The sequence below is a fragment of the Pectobacterium versatile genome (assembly GCF_003932035.1).
In the GTDB taxonomy this organism is placed as follows: domain Bacteria; phylum Pseudomonadota; class Gammaproteobacteria; order Enterobacterales; family Enterobacteriaceae; genus Pectobacterium; species Pectobacterium versatile.
Genome location: NZ_CP034276.1, coordinates 4,243,353 through 4,261,404, shown reverse-complemented (window position 1 = coordinate 4,261,404; position 18,052 = coordinate 4,243,353). Strand labels below are relative to the sequence as shown.

General features: G+C 52.6%; 18 protein-coding genes. 14 read left to right on the top strand and 4 right to left on the bottom strand.

The window, feature by feature from the left end:
* Positions 1-9: 9 nt before the first annotated feature.
* The 9 genes from ileS to EIP93_RS19230 all read left to right on the top strand — a co-directional run bounded on the left by ileS (position 10) and on the right by EIP93_RS19230 (position 12,055).
* Entirely contained in the window at positions 10-2,823 is a 2,814-nt protein-coding gene (gene ileS, locus EIP93_RS19270) for an isoleucine--tRNA ligase (protein WP_125233137.1), read from the top strand.
* Positions 2,820-3,335 carry a signal peptidase II gene (gene lspA / locus EIP93_RS19265; protein ID WP_094371036.1) on the top strand — a complete coding sequence of 172 codons (516 nt, stop codon included), beginning with the start codon at positions 2,820-2,822 and terminating at the stop codon, positions 3,333-3,335. The genes ileS and lspA overlap by 4 nt, the downstream gene beginning before the upstream one ends.
* Positions 3,335-3,808: an FKBP-type peptidyl-prolyl cis-trans isomerase gene (fkpB, locus tag EIP93_RS19260; RefSeq protein ID WP_039487132.1), complete on the top strand. Its 474-nt coding sequence runs from the start codon at positions 3,335-3,337 to the stop codon at positions 3,806-3,808. The genes lspA and fkpB overlap by 1 nt, the downstream gene beginning before the upstream one ends.
* On the top strand, positions 3,789-4,739 hold the full coding sequence (ispH, locus tag EIP93_RS19255) for a 4-hydroxy-3-methylbut-2-enyl diphosphate reductase (protein WP_103861907.1): 951 nt from the start codon (positions 3,789-3,791) through the stop codon (positions 4,737-4,739). Before fkpB ends, ispH begins: the two co-directional genes overlap by 20 nt.
* Positions 4,740-5,083: 344 nt before the next feature.
* The gene (gene dapB / locus EIP93_RS19250; RefSeq protein WP_125233136.1) at positions 5,084-5,905 is read left to right on the top strand and encodes a 4-hydroxy-tetrahydrodipicolinate reductase; all 822 of its coding nucleotides are present in this window, start codon (positions 5,084-5,086) and stop codon (positions 5,903-5,905) included.
* Between the two features lie 445 nt (positions 5,906-6,350).
* Entirely contained in the window at positions 6,351-7,499 is a 1,149-nt protein-coding gene (gene carA, locus EIP93_RS19245; protein WP_107333477.1) for a glutamine-hydrolyzing carbamoyl-phosphate synthase small subunit, read from the top strand.
* Between the two features lie 14 nt (positions 7,500-7,513).
* The gene (gene carB / locus EIP93_RS19240; RefSeq protein ID WP_103861904.1) at positions 7,514-10,738 is read left to right on the top strand and encodes a carbamoyl-phosphate synthase large subunit; all 3,225 of its coding nucleotides are present in this window, start codon (positions 7,514-7,516) and stop codon (positions 10,736-10,738) included.
* A 161-nt stretch (positions 10,739-10,899) separates the two neighbouring features.
* The gene (locus tag EIP93_RS19235; RefSeq protein WP_107333476.1) at positions 10,900-11,589 is read left to right on the top strand and encodes a helix-turn-helix transcriptional regulator; all 690 of its coding nucleotides are present in this window, start codon (positions 10,900-10,902) and stop codon (positions 11,587-11,589) included.
* A gap of 97 nt (positions 11,590-11,686) precedes the next feature.
* Positions 11,687-12,055, top strand: coding sequence for a VOC family protein (locus EIP93_RS19230; RefSeq protein WP_116362480.1), 369 nt, complete (start codon positions 11,687-11,689; stop codon positions 12,053-12,055).
* A gap of 99 nt (positions 12,056-12,154) precedes the next feature.
* On the opposite strand, the gene EIP93_RS19225 is transcribed toward EIP93_RS19230, so the two are convergent.
* Complete coding sequence (locus EIP93_RS19225) at positions 12,155-12,769, bottom strand: LysE family transporter (protein WP_103861902.1); 615 nt, start codon at positions 12,767-12,769, stop codon at positions 12,155-12,157.
* 221 nt (positions 12,770-12,990) lie between these two features.
* Between EIP93_RS19225 and EIP93_RS19220 the strand changes: the two genes are divergently transcribed.
* The 3 genes from EIP93_RS19220 (at position 12,991) to folA (ending at position 14,806) form a co-directional block, all read left to right on the top strand.
* A complete protein-coding gene (locus EIP93_RS19220; protein WP_107333743.1) occupies positions 12,991-13,764 on the top strand; it encodes a threonine/serine exporter family protein in 774 nt (257 codons plus the stop codon).
* On the top strand, positions 13,755-14,225 hold the full coding sequence (locus EIP93_RS19215; RefSeq protein WP_039483391.1) for a threonine/serine exporter: 471 nt from the start codon (positions 13,755-13,757) through the stop codon (positions 14,223-14,225). The genes EIP93_RS19220 and EIP93_RS19215 overlap by 10 nt, the downstream gene beginning before the upstream one ends.
* A gap of 98 nt (positions 14,226-14,323) precedes the next feature.
* Complete coding sequence (folA, locus tag EIP93_RS19210; protein ID WP_103942208.1) at positions 14,324-14,806, top strand: type 3 dihydrofolate reductase; 483 nt, start codon at positions 14,324-14,326, stop codon at positions 14,804-14,806.
* Positions 14,807-14,900: 94 nt separating this feature from the next.
* Here the strand turns inward: folA and EIP93_RS19205 are convergent, their stop codons facing one another.
* Positions 14,901-15,806 carry a LysR family transcriptional regulator gene (locus EIP93_RS19205; RefSeq protein ID WP_116362479.1) on the bottom strand — a complete coding sequence of 302 codons (906 nt, stop codon included), beginning with the start codon at positions 15,804-15,806 and terminating at the stop codon, positions 14,901-14,903.
* Positions 15,807-15,917: 111 nt separating this feature from the next.
* Here EIP93_RS19205 and EIP93_RS19200 point away from each other — a divergent pair, with 111 nt between their 5' ends.
* Both EIP93_RS19200 and EIP93_RS19195 read left to right on the top strand, forming a co-directional pair.
* Positions 15,918-16,439, top strand: coding sequence for a DMT family transporter (locus EIP93_RS19200; protein ID WP_103942210.1), 522 nt, complete (start codon positions 15,918-15,920; stop codon positions 16,437-16,439).
* A gap of 142 nt (positions 16,440-16,581) precedes the next feature.
* On the top strand, positions 16,582-16,776 hold the full coding sequence (locus EIP93_RS19195; RefSeq protein ID WP_103861899.1) for a hypothetical protein: 195 nt from the start codon (positions 16,582-16,584) through the stop codon (positions 16,774-16,776).
* Between the two features lie 37 nt (positions 16,777-16,813).
* Here EIP93_RS19195 and apaH read toward each other — a convergent pair whose 3' ends face one another.
* Positions 16,814-17,671, bottom strand: a complete 858-nt coding sequence (gene apaH / locus EIP93_RS19190; RefSeq protein ID WP_119158143.1) for a bis(5'-nucleosyl)-tetraphosphatase (symmetrical) ApaH — start codon at positions 17,669-17,671, stop codon at positions 16,814-16,816.
* Between the two features lie 2 nt (positions 17,672-17,673).
* The gene (gene apaG, locus EIP93_RS19185) at positions 17,674-18,051 is read right to left on the bottom strand and encodes a Co2+/Mg2+ efflux protein ApaG (RefSeq protein WP_039483402.1); all 378 of its coding nucleotides are present in this window, start codon (positions 18,049-18,051) and stop codon (positions 17,674-17,676) included.
* Between the last annotated feature and the right edge of the window lies 1 nt (position 18,052).

The window sequence follows — 18,052 nt, the reverse complement described above, 5'->3', positions numbered from 1 at the left end:
GAGAATCTAATGAGTGACTATAAGACTACCCTGAACTTGCCGGAAACAGGGTTCCCGATGCGTGGCGATCTGGCCAAGCGCGAACCTGACATGCTGAAACGTTGGTATGAGCAGGATCTGTACGGGATTATTCGCAATGCGAAGAAGGGAAAGAAGACCTTCATTCTGCACGATGGCCCTCCGTACGCGAACGGCAACATTCACATTGGTCACTCAGTTAACAAGATTCTGAAAGATATTATCGTTAAATCGAAAGGCCTGTCTGGTTACGATTCCCCTTATGTGCCGGGCTGGGACTGCCACGGTCTGCCGATTGAACTGAAAGTAGAACAGCTGATCGGTAAGCCAGGTGAGAAAGTCAGCGCCGCAGAATTCCGCGCTGAGTGCCGTAAATATGCGGCAGAGCAGGTTGCCGGTCAGAAAGCCGATTTTATTCGTCTTGGCGTGTTGGGCGACTGGGATCGTCCTTACCTGACGATGGATTTCAAAACTGAAGCGAACATCATTCGTGCGCTGGGTCGCATCATTGAAAACGGTCACCTGCACAAGGGGGCCAAGCCGGTTCACTGGTGTGCCGACTGTGGTTCCGCGCTGGCGGAAGCGGAAGTCGAATATTACGACAAAACGTCTCCATCTATTGATGTCGCGTTTAACGCCAGCGATGTGGCGGCGGTATTAGCCAAATTTGGCGTGAAGAGCGTAGACGGCCCTGTTTCGCTGGTGATCTGGACGACGACGCCGTGGACACTGCCGGCAAACCGTGCGATCTCGCTGAATGCGGAGTTCGATTATCAGCTGGTGCAGATTGACGGTCAGGCGCTGATTCTGGCGACCGATCTGGTTGAAAGCGTGATGAAACGCGCAGGTGTGACCCAGTGGCAAGCGCTGGGCAACTGCAAAGGCGCGGAACTTGAGCTGCTGCGTTTCAAACATCCATTCTTGAGCTTTGACGTACCGGCCATTCTGGGCGAGCACGTGACGTTGGATGCAGGTACCGGTGCGGTGCATACCGCCGGTGGTCACGGTCCTGACGACTATGTGATCAGCCAGAAATACAATCTGGAAATCGTTAACCCTGTTGGGCCGAACGGCTGCTACCTGAGTGGCACCTATCCTGAACTGGATGGCAAATTCGTTTTCAAAGCTAACGATTTGATCGTTGAAATCCTGCGTGAAAAAGGCATGTTGCTGCACGTAGAGAAATTGCAGCACAGCTACCCGTGCTGCTGGCGCCATAAGTCGCCGATCATTTTCCGTGCGACGCCACAATGGTTTGTCAGCATGGATCAGAAAGGCCTGCGTAAGCAGTCGCTGTCTGAAATCAAAGGCGTGCAGTGGATCCCAGATTGGGGTCAGGCGCGTATCGAAGCGATGGTCGCCAACCGTCCTGACTGGTGTATCTCCCGTCAGCGTACCTGGGGCGTGCCAATGTCGCTGTTCGTCCACAAAGAGACGGAAGAACTGCATCCGCGTACCGCAGAGCTAATTGAAGCGGTAGCGAAACGTGTTGAAGCCGATGGCATTCAGGCATGGTGGGATCTCGATCCGGCCGACGTGCTGGGCGCAGACGCTGACAACTACGTCAAAGTGCCAGACACGCTGGACGTGTGGTTCGATTCTGGATCGACGCACGCGTCCGTAGTAGATGTTCGTCCTGAATTTGGCGGTCATGAAGCGGATATGTATTTGGAAGGTTCCGACCAGCATCGTGGTTGGTTCATGTCTTCCCTGATGATCTCCACTGCGATCAAAGGCAAAGCGCCTTACCGTCAGGTACTGACTCACGGTTTCACCGTTGATGGTCAGGGTCGCAAGATGTCCAAATCGATCGGGAATACCGTCAGCCCGCAGGACGTGATGAACAAGCTCGGTGCCGACATTCTGCGCCTGTGGATCGGTTCAACGGATTACTCCGGTGAAATCGCCGTATCTGATGAGATCCTGAAGCGTTCTGCCGATGCCTACCGCCGTATTCGTAACACCGCGCGTTTCCTGCTGGCGAACCTGAACGGGTTCGATCCACAGAAAGATAGTGTGAAACCAGAAGACATGGTTGTTCTGGATCGCTGGGCGGTTAGCTGTGCGAAAGCCGCGCAGGAAGAGATCCTCGAAGCGTATGAAAGCTATGATTTCCACCGCGTCGTACAGCGTCTGATGCAGTTCTGCTCGATCGAGATGGGATCCTTCTATCTGGATATCATTAAAGATCGTCAGTACACGGCAAAAAGCGATAGCGTTGCACGCCGTAGCTGCCAGACTGCGCTATTCCATATCTCAGAAGCGCTGGTACGTTGGATGGCACCGATTATGTCCTTCACCGCGGATGAGATCTGGAACTACCTGCCGGGCGAGCGTGCGCAGTACGTCTTTACCGAAGAGTGGTATGACGGTCTGTTCGCGCTGGATAGCGCAGAAACCATGAACGATGCGTTCTGGGCGGATGTCCTGAAAGTGCGTAGCGAAGTGAACAAAGTCATCGAGCAGGCGCGTAATGACAAACGCATTGGTGGATCGCTGGAAGCTTCCGTCACGCTGTACGCCGATGCCAATCTGGCGGGCAAGTTGAACCAGCTGCGTCAGGAACTGCATTTCGCGTTGTTGACTTCAAAAGCGCTGGTGGAACGTTATGAAAATGCGCCGGATAGCGCACAGGCAACGGAACTCACCGGACTGAAAATTGCCTTAAGTGAGGCAGAAGGACACAAGTGTCCACGCTGCTGGCATTACGAGACGGATATCGGTAGCAATGCCGAGCATCCTGAAGTGTGTGGTCGCTGTGCGACTAACGTGGGCGGTAACGGCGAAGAGCGTAAATTTGTCTGATGAATAAGATCTGTTCGAGTGGACTGCGCTGGCTTTGGCTGGCGATACTGGTTTTAATTGTCGATCTTGGCAGCAAACAGTGGATCCTTGCCCACTTTGCGCTGGGGGATACGGTGCCAGTGATGCCTTCTCTGAATCTGCATTACGCCCGTAACTACGGTGCAGCATTCAGCTTCCTGGCGGATAAAGGCGGTTGGCAACGCTGGTTTTTTGCTGGCATCGCGATTGCTATCGTGGTTGCACTGCTGGTGATGATGTACCGTGGCAGCGTCAAACAGCGGCTCAATAACATTGCGTATTCGCTGATTATCGGTGGCGCATTGGGCAATCTGTTTGACCGGACATGGCACGGATTTGTTGTCGATTTCATCGATTTCTATGTCGGTGACTGGCACTTCGCTACCTTTAACCTTGCCGATACCGCTATCTGTATTGGTGCGGCGCTCATCGTACTGGAAGGGTTTTTCAGTACGCATGATGATACTGATACCGTTAAGCAAAAGGGTCACTGATGTCCGAGAGTGTTCAGCATAACAGCGCGCTGCTGGTGCATTTTATTCTGACGCTAGAGGATGGCTCAGCGGCTGAATCTACGCGTGAGCGCGGCAAGCCAGCGCTGTTTCGCCTTGGCGACGGCAGCCTGTCTGACGCGTTGGAACAACATCTGTTGGGATTGAAGCGTGGCGATAAACGTAAGTTTACGCTGCCGCCGGAGTCGGCCTTTGGGCCGACTAATCCGAACCTGATCCAGTTCTTCCTGCGTCGTGATTTCGCCCAGACCGGTGTGCCAGATGTTGGCACTATCATGCTGTTCAGCGGTGTTGCCGGGAATGATATGCCGGGGATTATCCGCGATGTGACCGAAGAATCGGTCACTGTGGATTTCAACCACCCGCTATCTGGTCAGGCGATTACCTTCGATCTTGAAGTGCTGGATATCGATCCTGTACAACAGGAGGTGACACATGCAGATCCTGCTGGCTAATCCGCGCGGCTTTTGTGCTGGTGTCGATCGAGCTATTAGCATTGTGGAACGTGCGCTGGAGCTTTTTGGTACGCCAATCTACGTCCGTCATGAAGTGGTACATAACCGCTATGTGGTTAACGGATTACGCGAACGTGGCGCGATTTTTATTGAGCAGATTGAAGACGTGCCGGATGGTGCGATTCTGATTTTCTCTGCACATGGCGTTTCGCAAGCGGTACGCAATGAAGCCAAAAACCGCGATCTGACAGTATTCGATGCGACCTGTCCGCTAGTGACCAAGGTGCATATGGAAGTGGCCAGAGCCAGTAAGAAAGGCGTTGAAGCGATTCTTATCGGGCATGCCGGACACCCTGAAGTTGAAGGGACGATGGGACAATACAGCAATGCGGACGGCGGCATGTATCTGGTGGAGTCCCCCGAGGATGTCTGGCAGCTACAGGTAAAAGACGAAAGCAATCTGTGCTTTATGACGCAAACCACGCTTTCTGTTGATGATACCTACGCGGTGATTGATGCGTTGCGTGAGCGTTTCCCGCAGATTGTCGGCCCGCGTAAAGATGACATCTGCTATGCAACGACCAATCGTCAGGAAGCGGTGCGCCACCTGTCGGATAAGGCGGATGTCGTTTTTGTCGTAGGCTCTAAAAACTCCTCAAACTCCAACCGCCTTGCTGAATTGGCACAACGCGCGGGGAAAGCGGCTTATCTGATTGATTCATCCGAAGATATCCAGGAGTCATGGTTAGCGGGCGCTTCGCATGTTGGGGTGACCGCAGGCGCATCGGCACCGGATATTCTGGTACAACAGGTGATCCAGCGCCTGAAAGAATTGGGCGGCAAGGTTGCGATTGAAATGCAAGGGCGTGAAGAAAACATCGTCTTTGAAGTGCCCAAAGAGCTGCGTGTTGAAGTCAAACAGATAGATTAATGCTGTTTCTGCGGTAGGGCTAGGCTAAAGCCCTATCGCTTTTATCCCCTTCCGTTTTCTTTCCCCTATATTCACTCATGAAAATGTTAATGCATAAAAATGAATTTTTATGCGTTACGCCATGTGGCTTGTTTTTTAACCGCTTGTATTTATCTTCAAATACGTTGCGATTTTTCATCGCTCTGAGACGCCATTTTGCTGGTTGTGGTTAGACAGTTTTGCTGATTTTCTGCGGCTTCAAACAGTATTTTCTAATCTGGCGGTAAATCCGCTGGCGATAGTGCGCAGCGCCCGTTAACCTGATGTTATTTTTATGTCGTCAGGATTAAAAAGAGAGAGACATTATGAAGGATTCATCCATTCGTATTGCGGTTGTAGGCGCGGGCGGCCGTATGGGACGCCAGCTGATTCAGGCTATCGAGCAAATGGACGACGTGATATTGGGCGCTGCGCTGGAGCGTTCTGGTTCGTCTCTGATAGGAAGCGATGCCGGTGAACTTGCTGGGCTGGGGAAAAGCGGTATTACCGTGAATGAAAGCCTGGATGCCGTGCAGAATGATTTCGATATTTTGATCGACTTCACCCGCCCAGAAGGCACATTAGCGCATTTGGCGTTTTGCCGTCAGCACCGTAAAGGCATGATTATTGGGACAACCGGCTTTGATGACGCAGGGAAAGCTGCGATTAAGCAGGCTGCGCAGGATATCGGCATTGTGTTTGCGGCGAACTTCAGCGTTGGCGTCAATGTCATGCTGAAGCTGCTGGAAAAAGCGGCCAAGGTCATGGGCGACTATACTGATATCGAAATCATTGAAGCACACCACCGCCACAAAGTGGATGCGCCATCGGGTACCGCGCTGGCGATGGGCGAAGCGATCGCTGATGCGTTGGGACGCGATCTGAAGTCCTGTGCCGTGTACGCGCGTGAAGGCTACACCGGTGAGCGCGATCCGAAAAGCATTGGTTTTGCGACCGTGCGAGCGGGCGATATCGTCGGTGAACATACGGCGATGTTTGCTGACATTGGCGAGCGCGTTGAGATTACCCACAAGGCATCCAGCCGTATGACGTTTGCCAATGGTGCAGTAAGAGCCGCTATCTGGATTAGTTCGAAAGAAAGTGGTATTTTTGATATGAGAGATGTGCTTTATCTGGATGATTTATAGTATTTAATTGTTTATAAAAAATTATATCTAGCTGATAAAGGTGGTTATTTTTATGATCACCTTTGTTTTTATATTATTGGATTCTATTTTCTATCATCATTGGTTTTTATTTGTGTTTTATTCTGTTTTTTAGTGATGATTTTCCCTCCTTACTCCCAAAATGCCCTTTGCTGGTGATTTGTTACTCTTATTTTAGCAATGTTGTCTCGCAACCGTTTACTTATCTCAGTTGATAGGGTTTTTTACGTCAGTGGGCCACTATTTATTCCGTAAAGCATAAAAATAAGAGAAAAAAAGCGGTTTGGGTAGACAATCGGGAAGACCATCATTAAAATGCGCCCAATTTGCCAAAAATTGGCCTTACAGGTAGTTTTTGCATTGATTTAGTGACTCAAATCTGAATTAATATGCAAATAACGTGATTGTTTATTCCTTGGAGGGTGTTTTGATTAAGTCAGCGCTATTGGTTCTGGAAGACGGAACCCAATTCCACGGTCGGGCCATTGGGGCAGAAGGGTCGGCAGTGGGGGAAGTGGTCTTCAATACGTCGATGACCGGTTATCAAGAAATCCTTACTGATCCTTCCTATTCCCGCCAGATTGTCACTCTCACTTATCCCCATATCGGTAATGTCGGCGCCAATGCCAACGATGAAGAATCCCCCTCTGTACAGGCTCAAGGCCTGGTGATTCGCGATTTACCTCTGATTGCCAGCAACTACCGTAGTGAAGAAAGCCTGTCTGAATACCTCAAACGCAACAACATCGTCGCCATTGCTGATATCGATACCCGTAAACTGACCCGTCTGCTGCGTGAAAAAGGCGCACAGAATGGCTGCATCATTGCGGATGATGCGCCGGATGCTGCTGTCGCGCTGGAGAAAGCGAAAGCGTTCCCAGGGCTGAAGGGCATGGATCTGGCAAAAGAAGTGACGACGCCAGAAAGCTACAGCTGGTTACAGGGAAGCTGGACGCTGGAAGATGAATTGCCAGCGGCAAAAAACGAAAGCGAACTGCCTTACCACGTTGTTGCTTATGACTACGGTGTGAAACGCAACATTCTGCGTATGCTGGTGGATCGCGGCTGTCGCCTGACGGTCGTTCCGGCGCAGACACCTGCTGAGGACGTACTGAAGCTGAATCCAGACGGCATTTTCCTCTCTAACGGCCCGGGCGACCCGGAACCGTGCGACTACGCGATTCGTGCGATCAAAACCTTCCTGGAAACGGATATTCCGGTATTCGGTATTTGTCTGGGTCACCAACTGCTGGCACTGGCGAGCGGTGCCAAGACCATCAAAATGAAGCTGGGTCACCACGGTGGCAACCATCCGGTCAAAGATCTGGATAACAACTGTGTGATGATCACCGCGCAGAACCACGGCTTTGCGGTTGATGAAAATAATCTGCCTGACACGCTGCGCGTCACGCACAAATCCCTGTTTGACCATACGGTGCAGGGGATCCACCGCACGGATAAACCCGCGTTCAGCTTCCAGGGGCACCCAGAAGCGAGCCCAGGCCCGCACGATGCCGCGCCGCTGTTCGACCACTTTATTGACTTGATTCAGACTTACCGTTCTTCAGCTAAATAATCAGGAGCGAGAAAATGCCAAAACGTACAGATATTAAAAGCATCCTGATTCTGGGCGCCGGCCCGATTGTTATCGGCCAGGCGTGTGAGTTTGACTACTCTGGTGCACAGGCGTGTAAAGCGCTGCGTGAAGAGGGTTACCGCGTTATTCTGGTGAACTCTAACCCAGCAACTATCATGACCGACCCGGAAATGGCCGATGCGACCTACATCGAGCCGATTCACTGGGAAGTGGTGCGCAAAATTATTGAAAAAGAGCGTCCAGATGCGGTGCTGCCAACGATGGGCGGCCAGACTGCGCTGAACTGTGCACTGGAACTGGAACGTCAGGGCGTGCTGGCAGAATTCGGCGTCACCATGATTGGTGCAACGGCGGATGCGATTGATAAAGCAGAAGATCGTCGCCGCTTCGACGTGGCAATGAAGAAGATCGGTCTGGATACCGCGCGTTCTGGTATTGCGCACAATATGGAAGAAGCGCTGGCGGTTGCGGCTGACGTCGGCTTCCCGTGCATCATCCGTCCTTCCTTTACGATGGGCGGCACCGGTGGCGGTATCGCTTACAACCGTGAAGAGTTCGAAGAGATTTGCGAACGCGGGCTGGATCTTTCCCCAACCAAAGAGCTGTTGATCGATGAATCGCTGATCGGTTGGAAAGAGTATGAGATGGAAGTGGTGCGTGATAAGAACGACAACTGCATCATCGTCTGCTCAATCGAGAACTTCGATGCGATGGGGATCCACACTGGAGACTCCATCACCGTTGCACCGGCACAAACGCTGACCGACAAAGAATATCAAATTATGCGTAACGCCTCGATGGCGGTACTGCGTGAAATCGGCGTAGAAACGGGCGGTTCTAACGTTCAGTTCTCGGTAAACCCGAAAACGGGTCGCCTGATTGTCATCGAAATGAACCCGCGCGTATCACGTTCTTCCGCGCTGGCGTCTAAAGCGACGGGCTTCCCGATTGCAAAAATCGCGGCCAAGTTGGCAGTGGGTTACACGCTCGATGAGCTGATGAACGACATCACTGGCGGTCGTACGCCAGCGTCTTTCGAGCCTGCTATCGACTACGTTGTGACTAAGATTCCACGTTTCAACTTCGAAAAATTCGCTGGTGCTAACGACCGTCTGACCACGCAGATGAAATCTGTGGGCGAAGTGATGGCGATTGGTCGTACGCAGCAGGAATCCTTGCAGAAAGCGCTGCGTGGCCTGGAAGTAGGTGCGACTGGCTTCGATCCGAAAGTGGATTTGGACGATCCAGAAGCGTTGACCAAAATCCGCCGCGAGCTGAAAGATGCGGGTGCCGAGCGTATCTGGTACATCGCCGATGCTTTCCGTGCGGGGATGTCTGTTGATGGTGTGTTTAACCTGACCAACGTTGACCGCTGGTTCCTGGTGCAGATTGAAGAGCTGGTGCGTCTGGAAGAGCAGGTCGCTGAAAAAGGTGTCACTGCGCTGGATGCCGACTTCCTGCGTGCATTGAAGCGTAAAGGCTTTGCCGATGCGCGTCTGGCGACGCTGGCTGGCGTGGCGGAAAGCGAAATTCGCAAGCTGCGCGATAAGTTTGACCTGCATCCGGTCTATAAGCGTGTTGATACCTGTGCGGCAGAATTTTCGACCGATACGGCTTATATGTACTCCACGTACGAAGAAGAGTGTGAAGCCAATCCGACTCAGGATCGTGACAAAATCATGGTACTGGGCGGCGGGCCGAACCGTATTGGTCAAGGGATCGAATTTGACTACTGCTGCGTCCATGCTTCACTGGCGCTGCGTGAAGATGGTTATGAAACCATCATGGTTAACTGCAACCCGGAAACCGTTTCAACAGACTACGATACGTCTGACCGTCTGTACTTCGAGCCGGTAACGTTTGAAGATGTGCTGGAAATCGTCCGCATCGAGAAGCCAAAAGGCGTGATCGTGCAGTACGGTGGCCAAACGCCTCTGAAGCTGGCGCGTGCGCTGGAAGCCGCGGGTGTGCCGGTTATCGGTACCAGCCCGGACGCCATTGACCGTGCAGAAGACCGCGAACGTTTCCAACAGGCCGTTAATCGCCTGGGGCTGAAGCAACCGGCTAACGCCACGGTCGCGACCATTGAGCAAGCGGTAGAAAAAGCACGTGGCATCGGCTACCCGCTGGTTGTCCGTCCTTCTTATGTTCTGGGTGGCCGCGCGATGGAAATCGTGTACGACGAAATCGACCTGCGTCGCTACTTCCAAAACGCGGTTAGCGTATCCAACGATGCGCCGGTGCTGTTGGACCGCTTCCTTGACGATGCCATCGAAGTCGACGTTGATGCGATTTGTGACGGCGAGCGTGTGCTGATTGGTGGCATTATGGAGCACATCGAGCAGGCGGGTGTTCACTCCGGCGACTCGGCTTGTTCACTGCCAGCTTATACGCTGAGCAAAGAGATTCAGGACGTGATGCGCCAGCAGGTTGAAAAACTGGCGTTTGAACTCTGCGTTCGCGGTCTGATGAACGTGCAGTTCGCGGTGAAGGATAATGAAGTTTATCTGATTGAAGTGAACCCACGTGCGGCGCGTACCGTACCGTTTGTCTCGAAAGCGACCGGTGTTCCGTTGGCGAAAGTCGCGGCACGCGTGATGGCAGGCAAAACGCTCGCTGAGCAGGGCGTCACGAAAGAAATTATCCCGCCGTACTACTCCGTAAAAGAAGTGGTGCTGCCGTTCAACAAGTTCCCTGGCGTTGACCCGATTCTGGGGCCAGAAATGCGTTCAACCGGTGAAGTCATGGGCGTGGGCCGCACGTTTGCCGAAGCGTTTGCTAAAGCGATGCTGGGCAGTAGTTCGCACATGAAGAAAACCGGACGCGCGCTGCTGTCGGTACGTGAGGGCGATAAAGCTCGTGTGGTCGATCTGGCAGCCAAGCTGTTGAAGCACGGTTTTGAGCTGGATGCGACGCACGGCACGGCGATTGAACTGGGTGAAGCAGGTATTAATCCGCGTCTGGTGAACAAGGTGCATGAAGGTCGTCCGCACATTCAGGACCGCATCAAGAACGGTGAGTACACTTACATCGTCAACACCACCGCAGGACGTCAGGCGATTGAAGACTCCAAGCTGATTCGCCGCAGCGCACTGCAATACAAGGTGCACTACGACACGACGCTGAACGGCGGTTTCGCCACGGCCATGTCGTTGACGGCAGATCCGACGGAGAAAGTGACTTCCGTGCAGGAAATGCATGCGATGATTAAAGGCTGATTGACCGACTTCGGTAGGCAGTAAGCGGATAATGAAAGCCAGCGTTGGTAACAGCGCTGGCTTTTTTGTATTTTTTATTTCGTCTGAAATTCTCTTTTTGGCCACTCGTCTTTCAGACTGATATTGAAGGGACTTTCCACGCCTCAAGCCAAGGTAAGATTATGTCCAGAACGCAGCGTTTACTCGATCTTTTACAGCTATTACGTCATCACCGTTTTCCTGTGACGGGAGCGTACCTTGCGGAAAAATTAGGCGTAAGCCAACGAACCCTCTACCGGGATATTGCCACGTTACAATCGCAGGGCGCGCATATTGAGGGGGAGGCAGGGTTAGGATATGTCCTGCGCCCGGGGTTCATGCTACCCCCGCTGATGTTTTCAGAAGAGGAAATTGAAGCATTGGTGTTGGGCACGCGCTGGGTCGTCAGAAGGACAGATGAGCGTTTGGCGGGCGCGGCCCGTAATGCATTGATGAAGATTGCTGCGGTATTACCGCCAGAGTTGCGCCACGAGCTTGATTCTTCTGGGCTATTAGTGGGGAAGGCAGAATTTACTCCCGCTGTGGTTATCGATTTATCCGTTTTGCGTCACGCTATCCGGGCGGAGCGTCGTACGGAGATTGCTTATTGCGACCTTCAGGGCGATGAGTCTCTCCGCATTATCTGGCCGTTCGCATTAGGATTTTTCGATCAAACCCACGTGATTGCCGCCTGGTGCGAGCTTCGTCAGCAGTTTCGTCATTTCAGGGCTGAACGTATCCGTAGCATGACGGTTTTGGAGCAGCGTTATCCCCGTCGTCGCCAGCAGTTATTAAAAGAGTGGCATGAAAAAGAAGACATTCCTCGGCAGTAATGGCTACTGACAAAAATTGACAGCAGTGCGTACTACGATGCATTCAGGCAAGCAGAAGCCTTCTGCTTATTACTCACCTGATTACCGGGAATCTCTGATGAACGCACCAAATCTTATTATTTTATATGTGGAAGATGCCGTTGCCAGCGAGCGTTTCTATCGTGAACGGTTTGATTTGCAACCTGTTGAGAAGTCGGAAAACTTTGCCATGTTTGCCTTTGACTCCGGGTTGTTATTGGGGGTGTGGTCTAAACATGAGGTTAAACCAGTAGCCCAACTGGCGGGCGGTGGTAGCGAATTAGCCATTCGCGTCGAGAGTGAGGCTGCACTGAACGCTATGTATGAAAGCTGGAAGGAACAGGGGATTTCCCTGATTCAGGACATCACCCAGATGGATTTCGGTTTGACGTTTGTGGCGCTCGATCCCGATCAACATCGGATTCGGGTTTATTATGCCAGCTACTAAGCTCGCTTCGGAATAAGTGCAAACACACCTTCCCGGTGGAAATTGGGAAGGTGTTCATCATGCACCCAATCGCTTTAGGCTAACAGGTACGTCGCAAGCCTAACCTAGCGCCACTTTGATACCCAATGCGATCAACACCGTACCCAGCAGCTTATCCACCAGTTTCTGTGCTTTAGCCAGCCCACGTCGTACCGGCTCGCTTTGGAAAAGCAGCACCAGCAGCGGCCACCAGACAACGGATAACAGCCAGATAATCATGGCGTACCACAGCTTTTCACCGATGCCGGAGTGAATATTCAGAACCTGTGTGAACATCGCCAGAAAGAACAGTGTCGCTTTCGGATTCAGCAGATTACAGAGGTAACCTTGCAGGAACGCTTTTTTCAGGCTGACGTTTTGCTGCCCCTGCTGTGAAACGTCCATCTTGCTGCCGCCACGCGATAATAATGCCTGAATACCGATCCAGATCAGATAGGCGGCGCCCGCATATTTCAGTACATTAAACAGCCACGGTGTGGTGGTGATGACGACGGCTAGCCCGGCGACGCAGTATGCCATGTGAGTTGCCACGCCGCAGATTACGCCAAACGCAGTCATCAGTGCGGCAACGCGTGGGTAGCGTGTTGCGTTCTTGATGACGAGGAAAAAGTCGGGACCGGGGGAGAGCATTCCCAGCGTGGCGATAGTGGCGACAAACAGCGATGTTTCTAACATGGTCATCCCAGAGAGTGAAGATAGTAAGAACGGTTGAAATAATAGCGCCAGAATAATGAATTCGCATCACACTTATTGGTTATTCGGCGGCGATATGTTAACAATTATCCTTTGGTTTTTTGTGGTTAATTTCAGGGGCAGGTTGAGATAACAACATGGTCAGTGAACGTGAGAACCGTGAACTATTAAGTAGTGCAAAACTACTAAGTGGCGAAAAACGGATGAATGAAGCGCCACAGCAGCGGGAAATAACCCGACTGTGCATTCAATGTGCGCTGCTGCTGTTACAGCATGGCGCGGAGAGTATGGTGGTTGAACAGCTGTCGTCACGGCTGGGTATGGCGCTCGGTGCTGATAGCGTTGAGAGCTCCATCTCAGCAAATTCGATTGTACTGACCACCATCATGCAGGGGCATTGCCTGACGTCGACGCGGAAGAATGTGGACCGTGGCATTAATATGCACGTCGTCATTGAAGTTCAGCATGCGGTCATCATGGCCGAGCATAAACTGCTGGATGTGGCGGGTGTAGAAAAGCGTCTGGGAAATATCAAACCGCTGCGCTATCCGCGCTGGCTGATGGTTTCCGTTGTCGCGCTTTCCTGCGGCTGCTTCAGCCGTTTGAACGGTGGCGGGTGGGATGCGTTTATCGTCACGCTGATTGCCAGCGGCCTGGCGATGTATGTCCGACAGGTGTTTACTGCGCGACATTTGAATCCGTTGATCAACTTCTGTATTACGGCGTTTGTTGCGACGTCGGCATCCGGGCTGTTGATGCGTTTACCCGCTTTTTCTCAAACCTCGACGGTAGCGATGGCGGCGAGCGTGTTGCTGCTGGTTCCCGGTTTCCCGCTGATTAACGCCGTGGCCGATATGTTTAAAGGGCACGTGAATACCGGTCTGGCACGCTGGACGGTCGCGAGTTTACTGACGCTGGCAACCTGTATTGGGGTCGTGATGGCGATGTCGCTGTGGGGGTTACGCGGATGGGCTTAAGTTTACTGTGGGCACTGTTGCAGGATATGGTGCTGGCGGCAGTCCCTGCGTTGGGGTTTGCGATGGTCTTCAACGTACCGCTGAAAGTGCTGCCTTACTGTGCGCTGCTGGGCGGTGTCGGGCATGGCGTACGGTTTCTGGCGATACATTTCGGCATGAATATCGAGTGGGCGTCGTTTTTGGCGGCGATCCTAATTGGCATCATCGGTATTCGCTGGTCACGCTGGCTGCTGGCGCATCCGAAAGTCTTTACCGTAGCGGCGGTGATCCCGATGTTTCCCGGTATTTCTGCCTATACGGCGATGATTTCGGTGGTGGAAATTTCGCACCTTGGCTACAGCGAAGCGCTGATGAACGTCATGATGACCAATTTCCTGAAGGCCAGTTTTATCGTCGGCGCGCTCTCTATCGGTCTGTCTTTGCCGGGGATCTGGCTCTACCGTAAACGGCCGGGAGTATAAAACTCTTATATTACGTTTCGGTCTTGTATCTATGTCGACGAGCGAAAGGGCTTTCCGTATAGTGTCAGCAATTTTCTGACCTATAGGGTTTTTTCACCATGGTTATTAGTTTGATTGCTGCACTGGCAGTGGATCGCGTGATTGGTATGGAAAACGCGATGCCGTGGCATTTGCCAGCCGATCTGGCATGGTTTAAGCGTAATACGCTTAATAAGCCGATTATTATGGGGCGTAATACTTTCCGTTCTATCGGTCAGCCGCTGCCCGGCCGACTGAATATTGTCGTCAGCAATCATCCCGGTGATGACGATCGTGTGACCTGGGTTTCCTCGCTGGACGCTGCGCTGGCGGCGGCGGGCGACGTCGAGGAAGTGATGGTGATTGGCGGCGGCAGTATCTATCAACAAATGCTGCCGCAGGCTAACCGCCTCTATCTGACGCACATTGATGCCGAAGTAGAAGGCGACACGCATTTCCCTGACTATGAGCCGGATGAATGGCAGTCTGTTTTCAGCGAGTTCCATGATGCTGACGAGCGTAACTCACATAGTTACTGCTTCGAAATTCTGGAACGTCGCTAAGCGCGCTTTCCTGCGATAACATTCTGTCGGTAATACGATGAAGAGCTAAACCAACCCGCCTTGTTGCGGGTTTTTTCGTTTTTGGCCCGATATTTTACTTCTCTACTTGGCAGCTTTCCCAAATGGCGTTTCTCAGCCAGCGATGTGCAGGATCGCTCTCGCGTCGCGTATGCCACACCTGCTGGAATGCAAAGTTGGGTATCACGAACGACGGCGGAAAAATGTGTAAATCTGGCGTAGTGATATGGGCCATGCTGCGCCGTGCAGCGGTCAAAATTAGGTCAGTACCGGCAATGAGATTGATGGCGGCATGCCAGTGGGGCAGGGTCAGCACGACATTGCGCGCTAGGCCGCTTGCAGCCAACGCGCTGTCAATTTCATTGGCAGAATCGGGATGCATCGTGACCAGAACATGTGGCCGTTCCAGCCATGTCTCAAACGACAGCGTACCGTTTTCCGGCAGCGTGGTGCGGTCGGCCAGACAGGCAAACTGTTCTTCAAAAAGAAGCTCGGCGTGTACCTCGGATGGGCGCTCAGGAAACACGCCAAGGCCTAAGTCGATTTCTCCATCGATCAGCTGTGCCAGCATCATTTCACGGCCGGCATGACTGACGGCTAGCGAAATGCCGGGTGCCTGTGTGCGTAGATGCTGCATGAGCGTTGGCAAGACGGCATTCGTACCGTAATCGGATAGCGCTAACCGGAAATGCCGCGTGCTATGACGCGGATCGAACTGCGGTGCCTGGATAAGCTCGTTCAACTGATCAAGCGCCTGTTCCAGCGGGCCGAGTAGCGCCTGAGCGCGGGTCGTGAGCGTCAGGCCAGCCTCACGCCGAACTAACAGCGGATCGTTAAAAATCTGGCGTAGCTGTGATAATGAATGGCTGACGGCAGGCTGGCTGCGGTGTAGACGAAGCGCTGCCCGTGTGACGTGTTTTTCCGTCAACAGCGCATGAAGCGTGAGCAGCAGATTCATATCGATACGACGTAAATCATCCATTCTGTGAATGCCTTCCGTATGAATTACGAATTTCCATCAGTTTAATGGATGGGTGAGTATTGGAACATCCCAATTGTGTTGTGAATTTTATAGTGTGAATCAGGAGGCTCCATGTCGTTATTCTCTTCTTTTTCTCTCTCATTATTGCTGCCGCTGGGTATTGCGGTATTTGCTGGGAGCATTGTGCCTTTTCAGGCTGCCAGCAATGCGGTGCTGGGGCGCTCGTTAGGTCATCCGCTTTGGGCAACGCTGGTGTCCCTGCTGGTCAGCATCTGCGTGCTGTTGCCGATTCTGTTTGCTGCTCGGGTGCCTACGCCAACGCTTGGTAATGCCTTACAGGGGCCGTGGTGGATCTGGCTGGGCGGAGTGGCGGGCGTGGCTTATATCACCGCCGCGTTATTGCTGACGCCAAAGCTCGGGGCTTCAGGTTTTATTGTCTGTGTGATTGTCGGTCAGGTTGTGGCATCGCTTGTGATCGATCATTTTGGTTTGATGGGGCTGGCAGTGAAGCCTGCTACGCTGGGGCGAATAGCGGGTGTCGTGTTAATCGTTATAGGGATGCTGGTGGTGCAATGTTCTGCGGCTTCTCAACCGCTGACCAAACCCGCTGTTGAAGCCCATAAGCAACCATAATGAGGGGCTATCTTTCCATTCCCTACGAAAATGGTCACATTTCCGTCATCTGTCATCGTTAGTATAAAAATGAGTAACGGCTTTCGTTGTTAAATCGAAATTCCGTTGAATCGCAGCCTTTGATAGGTAGGAGACAGTACGCATGACGAATAGAAACCGTAATCTGAATACTGACCGTCTGAGCGATCCACGCCGCCGTGAATTACCGTCAGGCGACGTAGAAGCCGTTGGTTTAGCTGGGTTTCTTGGTGGTGGCATCTGGTCGATTCCCACCGAGGAGTTGGTCGTGCCGCCATCCCAAAAGGCTCAGTCTGGGACGGCTTTCCCTTTTCTATGAAACCAGCACTGGCGATAGAGTCAATGCTTTCTAGCCTTTACTCACCCGATAAGGGCGCAATCTCGCCAGAGAGTTCGGTGTTTGATGAGAGTGATGGTTGCGTGAAATAGCGCTTATCGTCCCAACGCAGCATGGTCAAATCTCCCCCCCAACAGCACCCGGTATCCAACGCGTAAATGTTTTCCGGCGTGCCTTTCCCTTCCAGTGATGCCCAATGGCCGAAGGCAATAGCGTATTCCCCCGCAACCTGGCTCGGCAGTTCAAACCACGGTTTTAGCAGAGAAGGGGCCTGACTTGGCGGCTCTTTGCAGAGCATATCCAGTTGTCCGCCGGAAAAGCAGTAGCGCATACGGGTAAAGACGTTGGTGCTAAAGCGTAGACGAGCCAGACCGCTGAGCTCTGGGCTCCAATGGTTCGGCATATCGCCATACATGGCATCGAGGAAAAGCGGGTAGCTGTCGCTGCTCAGGATCGACTCGACTTCGCGTGCGCACATGAGCGCCGTCGGCAGATCCCACTGCGGCGTGATGCCCGCGTGCGCCATGACCAGTTTCAACTCTTCGTCAACCTGTAGAATCGGCTGGCGGCGTAGCCAGTTGATAAGCTCGTCGGCGTCCGGTGCGATGAAGAGGTCGTTGAGCCGATCTTTCGGCTTATTACGGCTGATACCGGCATAAACGGCCAGAAGGTGCAGATCGTGATTGCCAAGCACCATACGGACAGAGGAACCGAGAGAACGAACAAACCGCAGAACCTGAAGCGAGTCCGGCCCCCGTGCGACTAAATCGCCCGTTAACCAAAGTGTATCTTGTTCTGGATTAAAGGAAACTTGCGCCAATAGCGCGTTGAGTTCAACGTAACAGCCGTGAACATCGCCAACTAAATAGGTAGACATAATTAATGTATCAGTGAAGGGATAGCCAGACGGAAAACGGGGATTGGGACCTGAAACGCTTTACCCTGATGGTCAACCATATGGTAGTGGCCTTCCATCGTGCCAAGAGGCGTTTCTATGACGGCACCGCTGGTATATTGGAATTCGCCGCCGGGCTGGATAATCGGCTGTTCGCCGACGACACCTTCACCCTGAACTTCAGTCTGGCGACCGTTACCGTTGGTGATCTGCCAATAACGCCCCAAAAGCTGGACTTCATGACGCCCCAGATTGCGGATCGTAATCGTGTAAGCAAACACGAAACGTTCTTCATCAGGCTCCGACTGTGATTCCACGTAGAAGCTCTGAACCTGTAAACAAACACGGGGCGCATTAATCATG